This is a genomic window from Tardiphaga sp. OK245 (genome assembly GCF_900108575.1).
Lineage (GTDB): Bacteria > Pseudomonadota > Alphaproteobacteria > Rhizobiales > Xanthobacteraceae > Tardiphaga > Tardiphaga robiniae.
Genome location: NZ_FNWZ01000001.1, coordinates 969,413 through 992,236 on the forward strand (window position 1 = coordinate 969,413; position 22,824 = coordinate 992,236).

Sequence of the window (22,824 nt, forward strand, 5' to 3'; positions counted from 1 at the left end):
TTTTCGATGAGGCCGGCAGCAAATCTGAAAAAGGGCCGAATCGGCCCGTTTACGCTCCCACCTGATTGATATCCGGGGTTTCCAGGATTGGCTTGGAATAACCGTTACGAACCACCCGGATCATGGCGCGGCCGACTTTCTCCGTCGTGGTGACGTCTTTTGGCGCGATCCGGACCAGCAGCTCCCAGAGAGGCGCGGTCGCGGTGTAGATCGCCTGAACCCACGCCGTCTTCGAGCGCACACCGTGCAGCGGCTGGATGCCACCGGGGCGAAACATATAGGCCGCCTTGAACGGCAGCTTGAGCAAGTCGTTCTCGGTTTTGCCCTTGACCCGCGCCCACATCACGCTGCCCTGCTCGGTGCTGTCGGTGCTCTGGCCGGTCACGTAGACGAAGGTCATGCCAGGATTGAGCCGCGCCAGCGTGTTCGCCACCGCGAGGGTGATGTCGTAGGTGATCCGGCGATAGTCCGGCTCGCTCATGCCCAGCGACGAGACGCCAAGGCAGAACAGGCAGGCGCCATAGCCCGTCAAGTCGGGCGCGATGGCCGACAGATCGAAAAAATCCGTATGCGTGATCTCACGCAACTTGGCATCGCGTTGCCCGGTAGGACTGCGGCCGACCACGAGCACGGCTTCGACATCGGGATCGAGCAGACACTCGCGTAGCGCGCCTTGCCCAACCATGCCGGTCGCACCGAACAGAATGACTTTCATGAGACTTCCTTTGGATGACTGACAGTCGATCGCGCGACGCAATCAGGCGGCAATTGCGACCTGATCAAACGACATGCCGGTGAGCGCAGCTGAGACCTCCCACAGCCGCGCGCCGACGGCGGCATCCTGAGCTCGCGGCATGATCTTCGCGGGAGCCGGCGGCCCCTTCATTTCGTAGACGCCGTTCGGGCCGTAATAGCCAGCTGGCTTCGCATCGGGTGAGGTGGCTGCAAACAATGTCGGCAAGGCACCGGCGGCGGCTGAATGGCTCAGCGGACGCAGCAACCGGCTTCCGAGCCCCATCAAGCCACCGCTGCCGGGACCGTTCGGAATGAGATCGGTGAGTGCGAAACCGGGATGCGCGGCATTGCTCATCAGACCCCAGCCCGCGGCATCGCTGCGCCGCTGCAACTCGATCGCGAAGATCAGCATCGCGAGCTTCGACTGCTGATAGGCTTTCCACGGCTTGTAGAATGTCGCGCCCTGAAGATCGTCGAAATCGATGAGGCCCGAACGATGCGCAAGACTGCTGAGATTGACCACACGCGGCGCCTTGTTGCGGCGAAGCACAGGGAGCAGACGCGCCGTGAGCGCATAGTGACCGAGATAATTGGTACCGAGCTGCATCTCGAAGCCGTCGGCGGTGGTCTGGCGCGTCGGCAGCGCCATCACGCCGGCATTATTAATCAGCAGATCAAGCGACGCGTACATCGCATCGAAACGGCGTGCGAAAGTAGCGACGGCGTCCAGGCTGGCGAGATCGAGGTGCTCATAGCTGATGATCGCGTCGGGATGTCGCTCGCAGATGCGCTCGATCGCAGCGCTCCCCTTGGTGTCGCTACGGCCGGTCAGCACCACTTCGGCGCCGGCTCCCGCAAGCGCAATTGCCGTCTCGAAGCCGAGGCCGCCTGTCGCCCCGGTCACCACGGCCAGTTTGCCGGTCATGGGCGGAATATGGTCGATGCTCCAGTCCGTCATGCTTATATCTCCCCAGGATCGAGAATCGTTGCGCGGCGCGGCCGCCGGACATAAATGTGCACTCAGTGCAAACTTGCAATAGGTGCAGATCGAGGATTGTTGTGACCGCCAGGATGCCGGCTAAGCCGAGGAAAACAGAAGCGGAATCGGTTGCGGCACCTGCTGCGCCGCCGACCGGCCTGCGCGAAAGGAAGCGCCAGCAGACGCGAGAGCGGCTCACCAAGGTCGCGATGGAGCTGTTTCTTAAGCGCGGTTTCGAGGAAACGACGCTGGACGACATTGCGGCCGCCGCAGAGATCTCGCGCCGCAGCTTCTTCCATTATTTCGCGTCGAAGGAAGACCTGGTGCTGGCGTGGCAGGATGCCAGCACGGATTTCCTTGTGGCCGCGATCGCCGCAAGGCCCGCGGACGAGCCGATGCTGCTGGCCGCGGAAAATGCTTTGCTCTCGATGGCACAGCAGCTCGAGAGCTCCGAGGCGATCGCCATTGCGCGATTGAAGCACGGCAATCCCGCGCTGCGCGCGCGCGACCACGTGAAATACGAAAAGATGGAGCGCGCCATCGCTGCCGCGCTCGGCAACCGTGCCAAAGACAAATCCGGGCAATTACAAGCACGGCTGGTCGCCATGATCACGACGGGCGCGATGCGGATCGGCGGCGAGATCTGGCTGGCGCTGGACGCAAGCGAGAGGCCCGAGGCGCTCGTGAAGCGCACCTTCGGCGAGATACGGGCGATCCTCCGGGAATCGCCCGCCCGAAAAGGCAAAGCCTAGCGGCTATCGGCGGGAGATCGCCGCGCTACGATCAGGCGAAGCCGCCGGGCATCGGGCGAAACTTCCTGATCGCAAGGAAGGTCGTGACGACGAAGAACACCAGCACGATGCCCTGAACGATCGCAAAAGGCGGCTCACTCGGCGGCACGCTCGGCGCCAGCGCGTGCAGGGGCGGCACCTTCAGGAAGCTCTGGATCACCAGCACGAACACATTGAGATAAAGCGAGATCATCGCAGTCAGCACGTAAATCCAGCGCCAGCGCCCCGCCAGCTTCTGGCCATAGAGCGCCAGGCAGGCGATCGCCAGCAGCACCAGCGAAATGATGCCGATGACATGCGACGGCAGCAATTTCTCGACCGGGAAGAAGAAGCCGGTCACGCTGGTCAGGATCGTCGTCAGCAGAAACAGACCGGTCCAGCCGGGCAGCGACTTTGATTTCAGCAGGCCGACCATTGCGACCAGGCCCGCGACGATGCCGATCAGGCTGACCACCACATGAAGCAACGTGAACGTTGCCAAGCTCATTCCCAAAACCATGATGCACCCCTGCTTTAGAACTTTTCAAATCTTAGAGTGCAGCGCGGGAACTTGCCAATAGTTTTTGGCTGATAGTCATCATATAGATTTGCGTGCAAGGCGCCGTTTCGTTCAAGACGTTCGCGCTCGATCAATAGAGCCGCGTCGGGACGATTGTTTCAGTAGTAGCGCGGAATCGGCCCGTTGTGCGGAGTCTTTCGATCCGACAAATCGAACATGACTTCATCGACATAGCACCAGCCCCAGCCTTCGGGCGGATCGTAGCCTTCGATAATCGGATGCTTCGTGGCGTGGAAATGCTTGATCGCGTGCTTGTTCGGGGAGTCGTCGCAGTAGCCGACGTGACCGCAGGTCCGGCAGATCCGCAAGTGCACCCACATACTGCCCGTTTTCAGGCATTCCTCGCAACCGAGTGCGCTGGGTGTCACATCGCGAATGCCGGAAATATGCGTGCAGCCTTTGGGCATGATGATCTCCCGTTATCGGCTCAAAGGGTCGGCGTGGCCGTATCGCCGAGAAAACCATGCAGCGCCGCCACCACCTGGGCGCCCTCGCCGATCGCGCCACCGACACGCTTCACCGAACCCGAGCGCACATCACCGACCGCAAAGACACCGGACACCGACGTCTCCAGCGCCTGCACGCTGCGGCCATTGGCGGGAATGCCGGTGATGATGAAGCCATGACGATCGAGGGTGACGCCGCAATCCGCCAGCCATTCGGTGGCGGGATCGGCGCCGACGAACAGGAACAGATTGCGGATGTCAGCGCAGGACTCCTCGCCGGACAGCCGACTACGGGTACAGATCCGTTCGAGCCCCACTTCCTGCGTCCCCTCCAGCGCCACGACTTCGGTGTTGAAGACCAGCTCGATATTCGGTGTCGCCTCGATGCGCTCGATCAGATAGCGCGACATGCTGGCGCCGAGGCCGCCGCCGCGGATCACCATATGCACCTTGTTGGCATGGCTCGCGAGAAACACCGCCGCCTGACCTGCCGAATTGCCACCGCCGACCAGGTAGATTTCCTGCTCCCTGCAGAGCCGGGCCTCGATCGGAGATGCCCAGTACCAGACGCCGCGACCTTCGAAATCGGCGAGCCGCTCGATATCCGGCCGGCGATAGCGTGCGCCCGATGCCACTACGATGGCCTTGGCACGCATGACATCGCCGTCGTCAAGTTCAAGAGCGAACAGTCCGTCCTTGCGTGAACAGTCCAGCGACTTCACGGCCGCCGGGATCATGATATCGGCGCCGAACTTCTGCGCCTGATTGAAAGCACGCGCCGTGAGTGCCATCCCGGAGATGCCGGTGGGGAAGCCGAGATAGTTCTCGATCCGCGCGCTGGCGCCGGCCTGTCCTCCGAATGATTTGGCATCGCACACCGCGATCGACAGGCCTTCGGACGCGCCATACACCGCGGTGGACAGGCCCGCAGGTCCGCTGCCGACGATGGCAACGTCATAGGTCTTGCCCTTGGCGATATGGCTGATCATGCCCATCGCGCGAGCGAGTTCGGAGAATGACGGATTGCGCAGCACCGTGCCGTCGGCCACCACCACCAGCGGCAGATCCTCCGGCGACGGCGTGTAGCGCGCGATCAGATCGGCGGCGTCCTTGTCCGTTGCTGGGTCGAGCAGATGATGCGGATAACCGTTGCGGGAGAGGAAGCCCTGCAGGCGGATGACATCGCTGGAATTGGCTGCGCCGATGAAAGCCGGACCGCCAGCGCTGCCCTGCAGGAGGTTCACCCGACGCAGGATCAGCGCGCGCATGATGCGCTCGCCCAGATCCGCTTCCGCGATCAGCAGTGCGCGCAGCCGTTCCGGCGGAATCAGCAGCGTCTCGACATCGCCTTCAGCATGACCGTCAACCAGCGCGACGCGGCCCGACAGTTGCGCGATCTCGGCGACGAATTGTCCGGTGCACTGATCGGCCACCGGCGTGATACGGCCGAAACCGTCGCGCTGGGTGATCGTCACATGTCCGGACAACACCACGAACATGCCGGGACCGGGCTTGCCGGTCTCGAACAGGCAATCGCCATCCTTATAATGCCGGATCTCACCGAAGCGGCGCATCCGCTCGATCTCCGCCGCCGTCAGCGCGGGAAAAGTCTGATCGTGACGCGGCAGCGCCGCCCGCGGCGCGTAGGCCGGCAGCTCGGCGCTGGATGATGCCTGGGATTCTGATGACATTTAAACTCGCATGCTCACGCGGCGGACAGGTGCCATCAATCCCGATCGGGATCGACGGGTCTTGAACAGAAGTCCTGTATCTTATCGGCGTCCGATGACGCCTCGACTGCGACGGCATCGCCGGCCTGACTGGCGCGCCCGCGCATTTGCACCTTCCGGCGCTTGAGATTTTCACGCAGCGCCTGGCGCAGCCTGTCCTGACGGGCAGTTGCACTTTCCTTGGCGGGTTTGCTCGGCTTATCGGTCATGGGCTGCCATGGTCGATCGAATGGCGTGCACAGATGCGCCAGATTGGATCCTGTGACCCCATACATAACCGCCTTCAACGCGTCAGGCGAGCTGATCGACTTCGAGGTGATGATCCGGCCAATGAAGGCTCTGCCGGCGGCTATCGAGGCCATGGGGAACCGGATCGACTCGCCAATGGCGAAACGCAAGGCGGCTGCAACCGCAACAGGCCGACCACACCCCTGTTATAATGATGCATTCTAAGTGCCACCCGCGCTTGCGCCGCCCGTGACCTTGTGGCAAGGATCGCCCCGCTTGGTAGGCGCCCTCGAGGCTGATTCCTGCACCCAGCATGCTGCCGTAGCTCAGTGGTAGAGCACTCCATTGGTAATGGAGAGGTCGACAGTTCAATCCTGTCTGGCAGCACCATTTTCCCCTGTTAAATCAATAAGTTCTCCCGACCGAGGCACCTCAATCAGGCAGCTCGCGGCAGAACAGAACGCGAAATCGCGGTTCAATACGGGAATATCAGGGGCTCTGTTCCCTGCCCGTTCCAATCGCCCGGCATAAGCAGCCATATCACCGGACTCAAACGAACTTGAAACAGCCCCCTTCGCGGGGGGCGGTACGCTTGTGGCTTTGAATGATGGACCAAAATCGAGATGACCGCTGAATCCCGCCCTAACCGGCGGGTTTTTCGTTTGGCGCACATAATGCCTCTGCCAACCCCCGTCGAACCGTAGAAGACGCAGATGCGATCGGCCGGCACGTACCGCCGCAGCACACGACCGATTACACTCCATGCGGCAGCTTCGGAGCCGCGGCGTCTCAATGTGACAGGGAATGCGCCGCCGACGAGATATCGCCCCGCCCCTGCTTCACCAAAGCATTCATGAGTGGCAATTCGGTCGTCGACTTGATCTGCTCCATCGTGAACATCGACGACACATCATGCAGATCAATCTTGGCGATCAGCCGCTGATAAAGATCGTCGTAGGCCCGGATATCCGAGACCACAGCCCGGATCAGATAGTCCACGTCACCGCTCAGGCGATAGAAATCGACCACCTCGGGGAAGCTGACGACGATTTTCCGGAAACGCTGAACCCACTCCGCGTTATGCTGGTTCGTTCGCACGGCGATGAAAACGCTGACACCCAGATTCAGCTTATCTGCATCGAGAAGTGCAACGCGTCGCTTGATGTAGCCAGAGCTTTCGAGCTTCTGGATGCGGCGCCAACACGGCGTGGAACTCAGACCTACGCGATCGGCGAGGTCCTGCATGGAAAGGCTACTGTCTACCTGGAGTGCCGCGAGAATTTTGCGGTCGAGCTCGTCGAGCATGTTGGCCTCCGATGAAGGGTGCACGCAGAATATTTCTGCCGTTCATTGCCATCGTGACGCAATGGTATTGCGAGATTTGGAAGTTCGCGAGCATAAACAATTGTCACCGCTGCGCATTCGAGCAGCAGCCTGGCGTCAAAAGCGACGCCTTCGCTGACGCGGCACTAAGGTGAATCCGCCACCGCGTGTCGCGCATACCGGTTTGTTGATTGAACGCGTGGCCCGTTACAGTCGCTGGCCACCGCTGGCATCGATCTGCTGGCCCGTGACCCAGCCCGCTTCGTCCGACGCGAGAAAGGCGACGACCCTTGCGATATCGTCGGGTTGCCCGACCCGGCCGAGCGCGATGGTCTCAGCCACTGCGCGGCTCGCCACCGGATCGCGCGCGACGATGTTCATGTCCGTCGAGGTCGCACCGGGCATCACGGAATTCACCGTGATCTGTCGACCACCGAGATGAACGGCCAGCAAGCGGCTCAGCGCTTCCAGACCCGCTTTGGCGGGCGCATAGGCGGCCATGGTCGGATAGGCCGAACGCGTCCCCATCGACGAGATATTGATGATACGTCCGCCATTGCGAAGATGTGGCATCAGTGCCTTGATCAGAAAGAACGGCGATTTCAGATTGGTCTGCAGCAGAAGATCGAAGTCGTCCTCGGAAATATCCTCAATGACCGCGCGTTTTCCGACGCCGGCGTTGTTGACGAGAATATCGAATGCAGGGCTGCCATAACGCTTGGTCAGTTCGGCACCTAGACCAGCGGCCAGGGAAGTTGCGCCACTGCGTTCCGAGAGATCGGCCTTGATGGCAAAGGCATTGCCCCCAGCAGCGGCAATGGCCGCCACAGTCTCATTCGCCGCATCAACCGAGGCGTTGTAATGGATCGCGACGGTTGCGCCGTCCTTCGCCAGGCGAAGCGCGATAGCCTGACCGATCCCCCGGCTTGCACCGGTGACCAGCGCGATCTTCCCTGTTAGCCCGCTCATGCGGACCAGCCGTGACTGGCTTCCAGGCTTCGCGCCCGGTCGATCAGCGCCTTGCGGTCGATCTTGTTAGTGCCCGCCCAAGGCAATTCATGGACGAACTCAACGCGGCGCGGGTGCTGATATGCCGGACCATTGGCGATGGCGAACTGACGGATATCGTCGAAGCTCGGCGTGGGCTGCTCGCGCGTGACAATAAACGCAACCGGCACCTGGCTCCGTTCCTCGTCGGGCAACGGCACTACTGCCGCCTGCTGGATCTGCGGGTGACGCTCCAACAGCTTTTCGACTTCGCCCGGATAGATATTTTCGCCGGAGCAGACAAACATGTCGTCGGCACGGCCTACGAAGAAATAGAAGCCGTTGGCATCGCGGCGCATCACATCGCCACTGTAATACCAACCATCGGTCAGCACCTTGGCGGTCTGCTGCGGCAGATTGTGATAGTGATCCAGCACTGCTGGATTCCGCATCAACAGCACGCCTTCATTCTCGGTACCATTGACGAGCCGGACATCCTCCACGCGGATCGGATAGCCCAACCCTAACGGCGGCGTCGGGATCTTGTCGGGATGCGGACCGAACACCGCCGGCCCCGCTTCCGTGGTACCATAGCCCATCGTCATCACGACGTTGGGCAGTGCCTGCTTGATCCTGTCCCACAGACCCATGGTCATCGGCGCCGATCCAAGCATCAGGCGACGAACCGAGGTTATATCATTCTTCGCCAGCAGTTCCGTTTCCTTGACGACACGGGCCCACATGGTGGGAACGGCCGTGGCGGCGGTCACCTTGTACTTGGCGATGGCCTCAATATAACTGCGGGTCTCGAATGACGGCAGCACCACCACAGACGCATTCTGAGCGAAGATCGTCTTGATGGCGAACAGGCCATTCATGTGAAACAGCGGCTGCGCGATGATGTAGCGATCATCCTGATTGAGCGCACCGCTGGTCCGTGTCGAGATCGCCCAGAGTTGTCCGTAATGCGATAGCGGCACGCCTTTGGGCCGGCCGGTGGAGCCGGAGGTGTAGAGCATTTGCCCGACCTCCTCCCGCGTGGTTTCGACCGCTGTAAACGAGGCGGGCTTGATCGTCGCGGAAAAGCCCTCCGGGCCATTGTCATCGAAATTGATGACGGGAATGCCGCCGCGCACCATCGGCCGATTGGCATTGTCGACGAAGGCCAACGCGATCTTCGCATCGTCCATTACAAAATCGACCGTGTCGCGCGCAGCCTTGATATTGACCGGAACAGCGATGCATCCGGCGCGCATAATGCCGAAATAGCAAATGATGTATTCGGCGCGGTTAAACGACAGAATCGCGACATGCGTGCCGCGCTTGTAACCACTATCGACAAGATACTGGGCGACCCCGTTTGCCATCTCGTCGATCTGGCGGTGCGTGTAGCGCCTGGGATGCGCGGGATCGATCAGATCGATGACCGCCTCCCGATCAAGGTCACCGCTGCGATCGATCAGGTCACCGAGATTATTCCACCGCATTGGCAATGCTCCACTTCTGAGAACTCAATTGGCCACCCGCGCGACACGCGGCAGCGCCGCGGGTTGTTCAAGCAGATCGTAGTGACAGGCCACCTTGCGGCCATCGGAGACATCGCGCAGCATCGGTCGCTCCTCGCGGCAAAGCGCCTGAGCGTAGGGGCAGCGCGTATTGAAGCTGCAGCCTGGCGGCGGATTGAGCGGGCTGGGCAACTCACCCTGCAGCACGCTGCGGGTGCGGCTGCGTGCGGTGCGCGGATCGGCGATCGGCGCGGCGGCAAGCAATGCCTCCGTATAAGGATGCGCCGGTCTATCCCAGACGTCCTCGCTGCGGCCTGTTTCGACGATCCGACCGAGATACATCACGATCAGCCGGTCCGAAATATGCTCGACGACCGAAAGATCGTGCGAGATGAACAGATACGACACGCCCGTTGCCTGCTGCAGGTCCTCGAGCAGATTGATGACCTGCGCGCGCACCGAAACGTCCAGCGCAGATACCGGCTCGTCGCAGATGATGACCTTGGGCTTGAGCGCAAGTGCACGCGCAATGCCGAGACGCTGGCGCTGGCCGCCAGAGAACTCATGCGGATAGCGCCGCATCGCGTCGGCCGGTAGGCCCACCTGTCCCATCAGCTCGATGACACGATCCTTGATATCACGGCGCGACCAGCCGGCGACGCTGAGCGGTTGCCCGACGATGGTGCCGACATCGTGGCGTGGATTGAGCGATCCATAAGGATCCTGGAAGATCATCTGCATCGACTTCCGCGAGGCCTTCAACGCGCCGGCCTGCATCCGCGTGACATCGTCACCATCGAGGAAGACGCGTCCGTCGGACGTCGGCACCAGACGCATGATCGCCTTGCCGAGCGTGGACTTGCCGCAGCCGGATTCCCCGACCAGCCCCACAGTCTCGCCGGGCTCAAGGTCGAAACTCACATCGTCGACCGCCCGCACGACACCCTGCGCGCTCTGGTATTGGACACAGAGACTAAGCACCGATAGCAGCGGCATCGCGCGATAACTCCTTCTCGGCAGCAAAACAGGCGGCGGAACGGTGCGGTAGCAACGGCGCCAGCTGTGGTCGCTCGGCACGGCAGCGATCGAGTACATCGGGACAACGGTTCTGGAAGGCGCAGCCCTGTGGCAAATCGGACAGCGCCGGCACGTTGCCTGTAATTTCGACGAGACGACTGCCACGTCGGCGCTGTGCCGACGGCGTCGCCCCCAGCAGCCCCCGCGTGTAGCGATGCAGCGGCCGCTCGAACAAAGCCTCCACCGGCGCTTCCTCGACCTTGCGGCCGGCATACATCACGGCCACCCGGTCGGCGACTTCGGCAACCACGCCGAGATCATGGGTGATAATGATAAGGCCCATATCGGATGAGGACTGCAATTCCTTCATCAGCTCGATGATCTGCGCCTGGATGGTGACGTCGAGCGCCGTGGTCGGTTCGTCGGCGATCAGGAGCTTCGGCCCACAGGCAATCGCCATGGCAATCATGACGCGCTGGCTCATGCCGCCGGACATCTGGTGCGGATAATCCTTAAGGCGGCGCTCCGCATCCGGGATGCGTACGCGGCGCAACAACTCCACCGCACGGTCCCTCGCCTCGTGACGCGACACGTCATTGTGGCGCCGGATTGCTTCGATCAGCTGATCCCCGATGGCGACCACAGGGTTCAGCGATGTCATCGGATCCTGGAAGATCATCGAGATGTCCTTGCCGCGAACCCGCTGCATCTCGCGCTCGGACAGGGCAGCGAGATCACGCCCCATGAAGCGGACAGCACCGCCGACGATCTTTGCCGGCGGGTTCGGCAACAGCCGCATGATCGCCAGCGCCGTCAGCGACTTGCCACAGCCGGATTCACCGACGATGGCCAGCGTCTCGCCGGCCAAGACTGTCAGCGACAGGCCATCGACCGCAGGCAAAATGCCACGGCGCGTGAACAATGACACCTGCAGGTTCTCAATGGAGAGGATTGGCGTTGGAACGGCTTTGCTGCCCACGATCATCTCAGCGATCCCGCAGCTTGGGGTTAAGCGCATCGTTGAGGCCATCGCCTACAAGGTTGAGCGCCAGCACAGTGAGCATGATCGCGAGACCCGGCACCGCGCAGATGTACCAGGACGAGCGGATGAGCGTCCTGCCGTCCCCGATCAGCTGTCCCCAACTGGTGACATTGGGATCGCCGAGCCCGAGGAATGCCACAGCGGACTCGAACAGAACGGCCCCGGCAACGACCAGTGATGACAGCACGATCACCGGCGGCAGTGCATTCGGCAGTATCTCGCCGAACATGATCCGCAGGCTGCCCATCCCCATGGCGCGGCAGGCCTGCACGAATTCGCGATCGCGCAGCGACATGAACTCTGCACGCGTCAGCCGTGCGATCGGCGTCCAGGTCACGACGCCCACGGCGATTGTGACATATTCGATCTTCTGCCCGAGGATCGACACGATGGTCAGCACGAAGATCAGGTTCGGAATGGTCTGGAACAATTCGGTCAGACGCATCAACAGCTCGTCGACCCAACCGCCGACATAGGCCGCGGTGGCACCAACAGTGATGCCGATGATGGTGGCGGTCAGACTCGCGCAGAGGCCGATCAGGAGCGTGGTGCGGGCGCCGTGGGCAATCATCGCTGCAATGTCACGACCCAGAGAATCCGTGCCAAGCGGATAACGCGACGACATGAAGGGCCAGATCTCCGGCCGCCCGACAATACGAAGCGGGTTGCGCGGGAACCACCATGGCGCGGCAATAGCAACACCGACGACGACCAGGACGAGAAACAGACCGACCAGCGCCGCGCGGTTGCGGGCGAAGCGCCGGGCGAAGTCGAAGAACAATGTCAGCATGACCTACCTCGCCTTGATGCGGGGATCGAGCCGCAGATAAAGCAGGTCGACCGTGGCATTGCAGACCGCGACCAGCAGCGAGCCGAGGACGAGCACGCCGAGCACCATGGGGAAGTTGCGACTCATCACGCTGTCGAACAGCAGGCTGCCGATGCCGGGCCAACTGAACACGGCCTCGATGACGACGCTGCCGCCAAGCATGGTGCCAAGCTGCAATCCGAGCAGCGTGACGATCGGCAACATCGCGTTGCGCATCACATGCGCCATGACCACGCGTCCGCCCGACAGGCCTTTGGCACGCGCCGTCCGCACGAAATCCAGCCGGGCCACCTCCAACATGGAGGCCCGCATCACGCGCGCGAAGGTCGCCGCGTAGAACAGTCCTAGTGCCGTTGCGGGAAGGACGAGATGATGCATCACATCCAGAACGGCACCGAAGGCACTTTCGTCGACGCCGATGGTGCGCATGCCGCCCACCGGAAACCAGCCGAGCTTCACCGCAAACATCACCGTCATCATGATGCCAAGCCAGAAGCTCGGTGCAGCGAAGAAGAATACCGCACCGAGCGAGATCAGATTATCCCAGATTGTGTTGACCTTGATCGACGCCAGCACGCCGGCCGTGACGCCAACGAGCAAAGCAATTCCGATTGCCGCCAGCATCAGGATCAAGGTCGCTGGAAGCTGTTGCATGATCACATCAAACACCGGCGCGTTCTGCCGGTACGAATAGCCGAGATCGAGCCGCATCACCGACCAGATATATTTGGCAAGCTGCACCGACACCGGCTGATCGACGCCGTAGGTGTGACGCAGCTGATCCAGCATCTTCGGGTCGGTGATCTGCTGTTCGGACGTCATCACGTCGAACAGACTCCCCGGCGCCAGATGGATCAGAACAAAATTCATCACAATGACCGCGAAGATCAGCGGAATGATTTGCACGAGCCTGCGGATGATGATGCGACGCACGTTTGCCTCCGCTCTCAGCGGTCCAGCCAGACCTCGGCCCAGCTTTCGCCCATGAAGTCCGCTGTCAGCGAATGATCGCGGACATCAGAACGAGCGATCGTCACGGGTTCAAGGTCGACCATCGGAAGGACCGGCGCGTCGCTCGCTGCGAGCTTGTCGAACTCGTGCACCAGCGATACGCGCTTCTTCTCATCGGTCTCGATCGCCATCTTGCTGACGGTTTCGTCCATCTTCGGATTGGAATAGCCGGTGGCGTTGCGGAAGGCCGCCCCCTTCACGATACCGTCGGTGGTGTAGTATTGCGTTGTCTGCGGGATCGGCTCGATGCTGGCTGAATTGTTCGACACCGCGACGTCATAGTCATAGTCGGTGTAGATGCGTTTCAGCGAGGTCGCGCGATCGGGGATCGCCAGATCGACGGTGATGTCGACGTCCTCGAAGGCCTGCTTCAGATACTGACCGATCTTGACGTTTTCCTCGAACCATCCGGCCGATACCAGGCTCATCTTGAAGCGCGAACCGGCCTTCACCGGATAGCCGGCAGCATCGAGCAACGCGGCCGCCTTTCTAACGTCGAACGGATAATCCTGAACGTCCTTGGTGAAGAAGATCGAATTCGAGAAGTGGAGAGCACCAAGCGAGGGACGCGCGCGACCGAAGAAAACCGTATCCGCGATGAAGCTGCGGTCGATCGCATGAAGCAGGGCCTGACGCACCTCGCGCTTCTTGAAGATCTCGCGACGCTGGTTGAACTCGACACTCGTGATCCACGCCGAATTCGAATAGCCCTTGGTCTCGGCAACGAACTTCTTGGTGGCCGTCAGGCGCGCGATGTCCGGCGCAGGAATCGGATTGAATGTGCCTATATCAAGCTGGCCAGCCTCGAACGCAGCCGACCGCGACGCCGGATCTCGCCACCAGCGGATCACCAGCTTGTCGAGATAGGGCAAGCCCGAATTCCAGTAATTGTCATTGCGGGCATATTCGACATGGCTGCCGCGCACCCACTCCTTGACCTTGAAAGGACCGGTGCCGATCGGCGTGTTGTTGATCGGATTGGTAATGATGTTCGACCCGTCATAGATATGCTTGGGAATGACGAGACCGGCTTTGCCGGCCAGCACGGACTTGAGGAAGAACTCTGGCACCGGCACTTTGAATTTCAGCACCACGGTCAGCGGATCCACGGCCTCCGCGGTCAGCAGAGCATCGAGCGTGACGCCAGCGGAGATCGGCTTCCAGTATTGGATCGCATTGAAGACCAGATCGTCCGAGGTCAGTGGCTTGCCGTCATGCCAGGTGACGTTCGGACGTAGCTTGATCGTGTAGCTGCGGAAATCCTCTGCCGGTTCGATCCCGAGAGCCAGCACCGGCTCGAATTTGAGATCGGCGGTCAGGCGGATCAGCCGCTCGAACACCTTGGTCGACGTGAAATACGGACTGGAGCCGCCACCCGCTGGAACGAACAGCGATTGCGGCTCAAATCCACCCCATGTGCCGACCAGCGTGCCGCCGCGCTTCGGCGCCCCGGTTGCCGCCTTGGAAGAACCGGCAAAGCCGGAGGCTAAAGCAGCGCCGGCCGTCGTCATCAAAAAATCACGTCTGCTAAAACCGCTCATTGTTCTTCCTTTGTTGCAGACAGGAACCGGTCCGCCATCGTGCGCCGCCCGGCCCTGCTATTATTTTGCTTCAAGCGTCGAATAGGTGCCGCGGCCGATGGCGAGCAGCGCCCCCTTTTCGTCAAACACATCGACGTCAGCGACACCGACGCTCTTGCCGGCACGGCGCACCCGCGACACGGCGACCAAGGCGGTATCAACAGCCGGCTTCAGGTAATCGACCCGGAAGTTCACGGTCGGAAGGCCGCGCCCGACCATCATGCCGACGGCGAAATCGCCGACTGTGTCAATGACCGAGGCAATGACACCGCCATGCCATTGCTTGGAGCCCGGCCGACGTTCGAATTCTGGCCGCATCGGCGAGCGCATCGTCACTTCCTGCGTTGCCGGATCGGCCTTGATCACCTCAAGGCCGAGGAACAGGTTGAACGGCGACACATCCAGCATTTGCTGAATCTCGGCAGCCGTCAGAATCTTGACGTCGGGCTTGCTCACGGCGTCACCACGACTTTGCCGAATACCGCACGATCTTCAATGATGCGCACAGCCTCCTTCGCTTCCTCCAGCGGATAGGTCTTGTCGATCAGTACCTGCAGCTTCTTGGCGGCGACGAGATCGAACAGTTTTGTGATATCGTCACGTTCCCAGCCGTTGGAGCCCTTGATCTCCAGTTCGAAGGTCCAGATGAAGCGAAGATCTTCAGTAGGCGAGTAGCCGGCAGTCGCACCGCAAGTCAGAATGCGGCCGCCGAGCTTCAGACAGCGCAGCGATTTGACCCAGGTATCACCGCCGGTGAAATTGACGACCACATCGACACCGCCACCTTCGACGAAGCGACGACGATGCGGCTTGCCGTGGCGCTCATAGATCGTCTTCATGAAATCGGACTGGGTGTAGAGGATGATCTCGTCCGCGCCGAGCTCCGTGAGCCTCTTGCCCTTCTCCTCGCTGCCGGCGCAGGCGATCACGTAGGCGCCGGCCAGCTTGGCGAGCTGAACACAACACACGCCGACGCCGCCGCTGGCGCCCAAAATCAGAACCTTCTCGCCGGCCTTGATCTGTCCGATGGTGTTCATCATGCGGATTGCGGTGCCATAGGCGACCGGCAGCGCGGCCGCCTGCTCAAAGCTGACACCTTCCGGAATCTTGACGAGCTGATGCGCCTTGGCGCGACAGAATTCGGCGAGTCCGCCGTCCTGGGTCTCGCCCATCAGGCCACCTTCGACGCGGTTGACCGGATCGATCAGCACGCGATCACCGATGCTCCAGCCAGTGACGCCCGTGCCAAGTTCGGTGATCTCACCGACCACGTCGAGGCCAATGATGACAGGCAGAGGCACCTTGATGCCGGGCATACCGCGGCGGGTGAAAACGTCGTGATAGTTGATCGACGATGCCCGCACGCGGATAACAACGTCGCCCTCGCCGGCCTTCGGCGTCGGATAATCCGCCGTGAATTGCAGCTTATCGTTATCGCCGTGTTCGTAAAGGACAACTGCTCGCATGATCTATCTCGCTCCGTTGGTTCAGGCTGCGGCAGAGAGGGACCAGCTTGCCAGCCCCTCCACCGCCTGTTGAGTGATGGAAATGGCTTGTTCTGTAGTCTCTTCACGCCAGTGCGACGACACCGGGACAAAGCAATCGTGCAGGTCTGCGCGCAGCATGCGAACGCGCTCGCTGTCTTTCTCGGCCTTGAACTTCAGCCAGAGGTCGAGCTGCAAGGCGCGGCGGACCTTGGTACCGCGCGTGCCAAATTCGATCACAGCGCCGACCATCGGTCGCGCGCCGAGAAACCTGGTCATGCCGTGAAACACGAGTCCCTGATAATTGGGCCGTGCAAAATTGTTCGGCTTCTGGCCGGCGATGCGGTCACGCCCCCACCAGCGCACAGCTTCCGCATGAAGCGCGCCACCTTCGGGATTGAAGCACAGGAAGAAGGACTCGCCGAAATCGCCGATGCCAGTATGCCAATCGATGAAGCCGATGCGCTCGGCCGCGCCGAGATGATCGGCGACGATGGTCTCCAGAGTCAGATTGGACCACTCGCGCCCGGAGCCGCCATAATTGGAGCCATCCGGAAAATCGTACTGCCCGCGCGCCAGCGTGTCGAATAGACCGTCGTCCCCATGCGCGTCCTTGAAGGCTTCCACAGCATCGGCGTAGGTCTGCAGCGTTGCCGGCGTCCAGTCCTCCGGAAGCAGATGCGGATAGAGCTTCGCATAGCCCGGATTGCCCGGACGGGGCGTAGCAAAATCGATGAAGTTGCGATTGAGATCGACATTGTTTTCAGTGGTCCGCGTCCCCCAGGCAAAGCCGTAGGGATTGATCGCGTGAACGAAAAGAATCGACACGCCGCGCGGAAGGGCGCGTGCAAAACTGCTCTGCATCCAACCGATCTGCGCCGCCGAACCGCTGAGGCCTTCAAGGCCGTGCGTACCGCTGAGGATCACCAGTTGCGAAGCTGCGCGCGGATCGCCGAGCCGCGCCACGTCGATGCACAGATCCTGGCCATTCGGGCCCTTGAGCGCCGGATGGGTGTAGGTGGTCAACGCAGCGCCGACGTCATTCGCAGCGTTGCGAAACTTCACGCGCGCGCCGTCATAGTCGAGCGCAAAACTCCGAGTGAAATCATTAGGGAGCGCTACCATCACACCGTGAACCCCAGAGCGACATTGGCTGCGTCGGCATGCGACACAATGATTCCGTCAGCATAGGGCTTGAAGGAAACGCCGGCCGCATCGAACACGGCGCGCGGCGTATCGAGCGACGCGACCTTGAACACCAGCGCGACCATGCGATCAGTGCCATCCTCGCTGGCAAGCGCCGCACCGGCATAGCGATCCGCGACCGCTGCAGGATCGAGCACGACAATCGATGCGGCACCGGCATTGAACGAAAAGCCGCCATCCGTCGGCGTCAGAAGCGGTGCGCCGAACATGCGTTCATAGAGCGCTGCAGTTCGCGCCGGCTGCTGCGAGGCGATGACAAATTCGACGATTTCAGTGGCACCATTGGCATGCGTCTGCCATTCGGGGCGCCACACCAGTTCCGGCGTATCATGATGGCAGAAGAACGTGCGGCCGTTTTGCACTTCGTCGCCCGCCACGCGGATGACCTTGAAACGCGCGTCTTGGGCGCCGCCCGGCAATTCGACCGGCCGCGCGAAGCTCATTGGCTCCATGACGGGAACGGCGTTGTCCTTCAGTGTCGCATAAACCAGATCGGCATCGACAGACTTGAAAACCAGACCGCTCAATCCTGGTGGATGCGCCCAGAGATCAGCACGCATCGTTTCGCGCCCCGGCAGATAGCCAAGCAATTCGAGATAGTTCGTGCCGAAGATCGCCAGGTTGTTACTGGAGCCAAGTGTATGGTGGCCGCGCTCCGTCAACTGAAAGCCGAGGCGTATATATTGCGCAGCAGCCTCATCAAGCTGGCCCATCACGTTGATGACCACGTGATCGAGGACCGGCGAGATCTTACGTTGCGCAGTACGCATATCACTCATACGAAAGCCTCATTGCCTTCCAGGTTAGAGAGACCAGCAAGATCGATGCCAATCCAAAGAACAATCAGGCCGATGTCATGCAGCACGTGGTCGCGGTTCTTCCTTCGCCATGGAAAAGGCGAGCGCAGCATCCGCGTGAAGAAGTGTTGAATCAAAGACGGGAAGATCGATGTGCTCGGGGCCGATCAGCAGACAGATCTCGGTGCAACCAAGAATTACGCCGTCAGCGCCACGCTCTTTTCCTCGTGAAATTGCATCGAGATAGAGTCGACGCGACTCCTCGCGAACAACACCTTGGCATAGTTCATCGAAGATGATGTCGTGAATGAACACACGATCGTCCTCAGCGGGAATAACGGGATCTAGCCCGAACCCCTCGCGCAATCGCGTCACATAGAAGTCCTGCTCCATGGTGTAGCGCGTTGCCAGAAGTAGCGGCCGCTGTAGCCCTGCAGCCTTCACGGCAGCGCCGGTAACGTCGGCAATGTGAAGAAGCGGGATCGACACTGCTTGCTGCACTTCGTCGGCAAGCTTGTGCATTGTATTCGTGCAGATCAGAATGCAACCAGCACCGCCCCCTTCCAGATCGCGCGCGATGTCAGCGAGAACCTGACAGGCCTCGTCCCAACGCCCCTGTTTCTGCAAGCTGACAATCGCGTCGAAGTTGATCGAACGCATCAGAATATCCGCGGAGTGGAGCCCACCGAGCTCGGCGCGGACTTGCTCATTCAGCCGGCGATAGTAAACAGCAGTACTTTCCCAGCTCATTCCACCAATCAAACCAATCGTCCGCATTACTATTGCTCGCCCTGTCCAGTCGATGTGCTTGACGGAACGATAGCATCGGCACCGCGCAATCCGATTGCGGATCGCGGCCATCATACTCAGTTTGCCTGAGAAGAAACTTCATAGTTCGAGCGATCGGCGGAATAGGATTTCAAATTTTTCCGATCCGTCGCATCAACGGTTCTTCGCTCGACCCTGACAGACCAGAATGATGCAGCGACGTGCAGCGCCGGGAGTTGCCGTGTGCGTCGCGTGAAATCTCACTGTGTGAGAAGAATGCCGGATTTCGGTCTGCACCGGGAGTAGAACTCAGTGCAACTTAACACGCATGCGGATCAGACACGTTCCGCGAACACTCCGCATGAGCCGTTCATCGAAAACAAACGAGGTCGCCTCCTGGAGGGAAAGGCGACCTCGTGGAGCGCGCGAATGCCCTCGCGCCGGTCCATGTGCTCTGGGGAAGAGCGCCACATTTGACCACGGCGGCCGCGCTGGGGTGTGACGACGGCATGACACCGCATGTGACAGTTGATCGCATCGGCAGATTCTTGCGTGTGGCCGCTCGACCTGATGCCTTCCATCAACGCAATATTTTTAATCCCGAAGCATCGTTCGGATTCTGAACGTCCTAGGCATGACGGGTGTATTGCTCGACACTCGCGCAGATTATCAGACGACCCGAGACCCCTCTGTTCAGATCTTCGACGTCGACTGCACGGCGCGCCAGAACGGCGCGCTGGTTGACGTAGCCCTTGTCAGTAATTTCGCCGCCATCGACAGATAGCGGCTCTGCCAGCAAAAGCGCGCAAGTTGCATGGGTGGAAGACCCTCCGCCTGCCGCCTTCAGTCTCGCGAGCCCTTCCCCTACGGACGAACGCACATTTTCGCAGCCAAGCACGGCATCGATGCTCGCTGTTTCCGGCAGGCCGGACACAGCGCGGCAGGCAGCCAGATTGGGAACAAGAAGGAAGCGCACATCCTCGCCGCCATGGCCGGCTACGACAATATCCTGAACCAGCGGCGCCAACGCGGAGATTCCTGCCACGCGCAGCGTTCCGACGTTGACCCATGTGCCTGATGTCAGCTTGAAATCCTCGGCGATGCGCCCGTCGAACAGCAAGCCTTGCGCCGGATCATCCGGATCTGCAAATGCAACGGCATCGCCGATCAGATAGAAGCCGTCCGCATCAAAAGCTTTCGCGGTGAGGTCCGGCGCCTTCCAGTAGCCCGGCGTCACATTAGGCCCGCGCACCCGCACCTCGAACTTGCCGTCCGATGGCACGAGCTTTAGCTCCGTACCGGGAATCGGCACGCCGATATTACCTGATCTCGGCGCCTGAAAATGACAATCGGTCGCGAGCGGCGATGTTTCCGTCGATCCCCAGGCGGAGACCATCGGCAGCGAGCGCCCGATTGTTTCGATGGAAAGTGTCTCCAGCGCCGACCATGTGCTCTGCGGCAGAGCCGCGCCGGCATAGAAGACGAACTTGACCTCGTTGAAGAATGGCGCTCGCAACCCATCGTCGTTCCGCAGGGCTGCGATAAGCATGTCGAAGCCACGCGGCACGTTGAAATAGACCGTCGGCATGACGCTGCGCAGATTGGCAATGGACGTCGCGAACAATCCGGGCGCGGGCTTGCCGCTGTCGATGTACAGCGTTCCGCCATTGCGAAGCACCATATTGAAATTGTGATTTCCGCCGAAGGTATGACTCCAGGGCAGCCAGTCGAGAAGAACGAGTTCGCTCTGTTGAGTTTCGAGAAACGGCCAAGTCTGTGCCTTGGCCTGCTGGCTCGAGGTCAGCATGCGCTGAGTATTGATGACCGCCTTCGGCGCGCCGGTCGATCCCGACGTGAACAGGAATTTGGCGATCGTATCGGCATCGACCGCTGCGAAGGCATGATAGATCGCCGCGCTCGCCGGCGTCGAGATCACATCGGCGTATGAGTATCCCACCCCGGCAGCCGCGCCACCGCCGATGATGGCGGCAGTGTGAAACGGGCCTATCGCAGCGAGGGCCGGACCGAACTGTTGCAAGTCCGAGACGTAGATGGCACCGGGATCGAGAAGCTGGATCGCGCCACGCAGCTTTTCGAAATCCTTCGACATCAGCGAATAAGCCGGCGAAATCGCAGCGACGGGCACACCAACATGCATCGCTGCCAGGGCCAGAACCGCATGCTCGATGCCGTTGTCCGATAGCACTGCGAGGGGCCGCTGCGCACTCATCTCCTGTGCAAGAATCCAGCTAGCCGCGCCGCGCACCCGCCGAAGCGTCTCTGCATAACTCAGCGTCACCCAAGGCACATCCGGACTGGACCGCTCCGCCAGAAAGATCCGCTCCGGTGCCTGTTGTGCCCAATGTTCGAGCCAGTCCCCGACACAACGCGCATAGGGACGCAGTGCTGTATCGGATCGAAGAAGGATCGTACCGTCGGATCGCTGTTCTGCGTCAACCGACGGCGTCAGAAAAAATGGACTGCCCGAGCCAGCCGCATTGTCGCGGTCCAGAACCATCGCTTCTCTCCCCCACAACTTACCCGTCTTTGTTCTTGTTCGGGCTGTTCAGTCGAACCGGTCGTTGCCAGTTCGGATGCAACATCGATCAGTAAGTCTCGACGTGATATCTTCCACCGCCGCGCATCGCCGCTTTCAGATCCGACCAATCCATCGACGCGGCGCGGCAAATATCGGCGAAGGCCTCTTCAACGCCGCTTTCCATGCCTTTCAACCCGCAGATATAGACGTGGGTCTGCGCGTCGCACAGCAGCGACGTGATCGCAGCAGCTTCGCTGCGGATACGATCCTGCACATAGATCCGTGGCTCGCCCGGCACGCGCGAATAGCAGAAGTGCTTGCCCAGCAACTCCTCTGGGACCTTTTGCAGCGGACCGAAATAGGGCAGCTCCTCGGGGCGGCGCGCACCGAAGAACAGGAGCAGCCGCCCGGGCGCGCCAGGCATCGCGCGGCGCCGACGCTCCGTGAAGCCGCGGAATGGCGCAGAGCCTGTGCCGGTACAGACCATGAGAACATTCGCCGACGGATCGTTCGGCAGCAGGAAGGTGGCACCGAATGGCCCGGTGACTTCGACCTTTGCGCCACGCGGCAGATCACAGAGATAGTTCGAGCAAAGCCCACCGACTTCACGCTTCACGGTCAGCGCCAGATTGTTGGTATTCGGCTTCTCGCCATCGCGCGAACTAGCGATCGAATAGAGCCGCACCTGATGCGGCTTGCCGTCCGCGCCCAGGCCCGGCACGACGATACCGATGCTCTGGCCTTCGAGGATGGGAAACGGCTGCTCGCCGAAATCCAGGATGATATGGCGCACGTCGGAGTCGGCCGTCGCGTGGGTGAGCCGGAAATTGCCGGTCACCGTGGCCAGTGCGGGCTTGCCGCGGTTATAAAGATTGACCGACGCCTTGCTCGATGACAGCGGCGCGACGGGCTTACCGCCTAGCCCTTTGCGTGCTTCTTCGAGCAACGCGCCGATCTCATCCTCGAGCGCCTCGATGGCGCCCGCGCCAGCGCCGTTGTCCGCGATCTCTTCCTGCGCCGGCAGGTCACTCCAGGAGAACTGCTCGTCGAGCGAATATGGCGCCGCGACGACGCGCCAATTGTCGATCGCGCCGGTCGGACATGGCGAGATGCAATCCATGCAGTAATTGCAGATCTCTGCGTTGACGACATAGTTGTTGTCGTCATGCGTCACCGCATCCACCGGGCAGCTCTCTTCGCAGGTGTTGCACCTGATGCAGATTTCCGGATCGATCAGATGCTGTTTGAAAGGGGCGTTCATGGCAAAT

Annotated in this window: 22 protein-coding genes and 1 tRNA gene; 2 read left to right on the plus strand and 21 right to left on the minus strand. The window is 60.9% G+C overall.

All coding sequences use genetic code 11. From position 1 onward, the window contains the following. Positions 1–49 precede the first annotated feature (49 nt). Positions 50–715 (minus strand): Rossmann-fold NAD(P)-binding domain-containing protein, encoded by a 666-nt coding sequence (locus tag BLW80_RS04445; protein ID WP_093756958.1) that lies wholly within the window; start codon positions 713–715, stop codon positions 50–52. A gap of 42 nt (positions 716–757) precedes the next feature. After that, a complete protein-coding gene (locus BLW80_RS04450) occupies positions 758–1,693 on the minus strand; it encodes an SDR family oxidoreductase (protein WP_093756959.1) in 936 nt (311 codons plus the stop codon). Between the two features lie 101 nt (positions 1,694–1,794). On the opposite strand from BLW80_RS04450, the gene BLW80_RS04455 reads away from it, so the two are divergent. Further along, entirely contained in the window at positions 1,795–2,466 is a 672-nt protein-coding gene (locus BLW80_RS04455) for a TetR/AcrR family transcriptional regulator (RefSeq protein WP_244527947.1), read from the plus strand. A 31-nt stretch (positions 2,467–2,497) separates the two neighbouring features. Here the strand turns inward: BLW80_RS04455 and BLW80_RS04460 are convergent, their stop codons facing one another. The 4 genes from BLW80_RS04460 to BLW80_RS30685 form a co-directional block, all read right to left on the minus strand. Continuing rightward, on the minus strand, positions 2,498–3,004 hold the full coding sequence (locus BLW80_RS04460) for a hypothetical protein (protein WP_093756961.1): 507 nt from the start codon (positions 3,002–3,004) through the stop codon (positions 2,498–2,500). Positions 3,005–3,162: 158 nt separating this feature from the next. Beyond that, on the minus strand, positions 3,163–3,471 hold the full coding sequence (locus BLW80_RS04465; protein WP_093756962.1) for a UBP-type zinc finger domain-containing protein: 309 nt from the start codon (positions 3,469–3,471) through the stop codon (positions 3,163–3,165). 20 nt (positions 3,472–3,491) lie between these two features. Then, entirely contained in the window at positions 3,492–5,201 is a 1,710-nt protein-coding gene (locus BLW80_RS04470) for an FAD-dependent oxidoreductase (protein ID WP_093756963.1), read from the minus strand. A gap of 35 nt (positions 5,202–5,236) precedes the next feature. Then, the gene (locus BLW80_RS30685; protein WP_093756964.1) at positions 5,237–5,602 is read right to left on the minus strand and encodes a hypothetical protein; all 366 of its coding nucleotides are present in this window, start codon (positions 5,600–5,602) and stop codon (positions 5,237–5,239) included. Positions 5,603–5,783: 181 nt separating this feature from the next. On the opposite strand from BLW80_RS30685, the gene BLW80_RS04480 reads away from it, so the two are divergent. Beyond that, positions 5,784–5,858 (plus strand) — tRNA-Thr (locus tag BLW80_RS04480). Positions 5,859–6,257: 399 nt separating this feature from the next. Here the strand turns inward: BLW80_RS04480 and BLW80_RS04485 are convergent. From BLW80_RS04485 to boxA, 15 genes are all read right to left on the minus strand, one after another. Next, a complete protein-coding gene (locus tag BLW80_RS04485; protein ID WP_089266090.1) occupies positions 6,258–6,773 on the minus strand; it encodes an Lrp/AsnC family transcriptional regulator in 516 nt (171 codons plus the stop codon). A gap of 225 nt (positions 6,774–6,998) precedes the next feature. Then, complete coding sequence (locus BLW80_RS04490; protein WP_093756965.1) at positions 6,999–7,760, minus strand: SDR family NAD(P)-dependent oxidoreductase; 762 nt, start codon at positions 7,758–7,760, stop codon at positions 6,999–7,001. Further along, complete coding sequence (locus BLW80_RS04495) at positions 7,757–9,265, minus strand: class I adenylate-forming enzyme family protein (protein WP_093756966.1); 1,509 nt, start codon at positions 9,263–9,265, stop codon at positions 7,757–7,759. Before BLW80_RS04495 ends, BLW80_RS04490 begins: the two co-directional genes overlap by 4 nt. Positions 9,266–9,289: 24 nt before the next feature. After that, positions 9,290–10,279 carry an ABC transporter ATP-binding protein gene (locus tag BLW80_RS04500; protein ID WP_093756967.1) on the minus strand — a complete coding sequence of 330 codons (990 nt, stop codon included), beginning with the start codon at positions 10,277–10,279 and terminating at the stop codon, positions 9,290–9,292. Further along, on the minus strand, positions 10,257–11,285 hold the full coding sequence (locus BLW80_RS04505; RefSeq protein ID WP_093756968.1) for an ABC transporter ATP-binding protein: 1,029 nt from the start codon (positions 11,283–11,285) through the stop codon (positions 10,257–10,259). Before BLW80_RS04505 ends, BLW80_RS04500 begins: the two co-directional genes overlap by 23 nt. Before the next feature lies 1 nt (position 11,286). Continuing rightward, positions 11,287–12,132, minus strand: a complete 846-nt coding sequence (locus BLW80_RS04510; protein ID WP_093756969.1) for an ABC transporter permease — start codon at positions 12,130–12,132, stop codon at positions 11,287–11,289. A 3-nt stretch (positions 12,133–12,135) separates the two neighbouring features. Continuing rightward, positions 12,136–13,104, minus strand: coding sequence for an ABC transporter permease (locus BLW80_RS04515; RefSeq protein ID WP_093756970.1), 969 nt, complete (start codon positions 13,102–13,104; stop codon positions 12,136–12,138). Between the two features lie 14 nt (positions 13,105–13,118). After that, complete coding sequence (locus tag BLW80_RS04520) at positions 13,119–14,693, minus strand: ABC transporter substrate-binding protein (protein ID WP_244527949.1); 1,575 nt, start codon at positions 14,691–14,693, stop codon at positions 13,119–13,121. 90 nt (positions 14,694–14,783) lie between these two features. Continuing rightward, a complete protein-coding gene (locus BLW80_RS04525; protein WP_093756972.1) occupies positions 14,784–15,218 on the minus strand; it encodes a PaaI family thioesterase in 435 nt (144 codons plus the stop codon). After that, entirely contained in the window at positions 15,215–16,228 is a 1,014-nt protein-coding gene (locus BLW80_RS04530) for a quinone oxidoreductase family protein (RefSeq protein WP_093756973.1), read from the minus strand. The genes BLW80_RS04525 and BLW80_RS04530 overlap by 4 nt, the downstream gene beginning before the upstream one ends. Positions 16,229–16,249: 21 nt before the next feature. Then, entirely contained in the window at positions 16,250–17,371 is a 1,122-nt protein-coding gene (locus tag BLW80_RS04535; RefSeq protein WP_093756974.1) for a M14 family metallopeptidase, read from the minus strand. Further along, positions 17,371–18,231: a VOC family protein gene (locus tag BLW80_RS04540; protein WP_093756975.1), complete on the minus strand. Its 861-nt coding sequence runs from the start codon at positions 18,229–18,231 to the stop codon at positions 17,371–17,373. Before BLW80_RS04540 ends, BLW80_RS04535 begins: the two co-directional genes overlap by 1 nt. Before the next feature lie 75 nt (positions 18,232–18,306). After that, on the minus strand, positions 18,307–19,026 hold the full coding sequence (locus BLW80_RS04545) for an aspartate/glutamate racemase family protein (RefSeq protein WP_089266079.1): 720 nt from the start codon (positions 19,024–19,026) through the stop codon (positions 18,307–18,309). 619 nt (positions 19,027–19,645) lie between these two features. Continuing rightward, on the minus strand, positions 19,646–21,535 hold the full coding sequence (locus BLW80_RS04550; protein WP_093756976.1) for a feruloyl-CoA synthase: 1,890 nt from the start codon (positions 21,533–21,535) through the stop codon (positions 19,646–19,648). Between the two features lie 88 nt (positions 21,536–21,623). Continuing rightward, complete coding sequence (gene boxA / locus BLW80_RS04555) at positions 21,624–22,817, minus strand: benzoyl-CoA 2,3-epoxidase subunit BoxA (RefSeq protein WP_093757344.1); 1,194 nt, start codon at positions 22,815–22,817, stop codon at positions 21,624–21,626. Positions 22,818–22,824 lie beyond the last annotated feature (7 nt).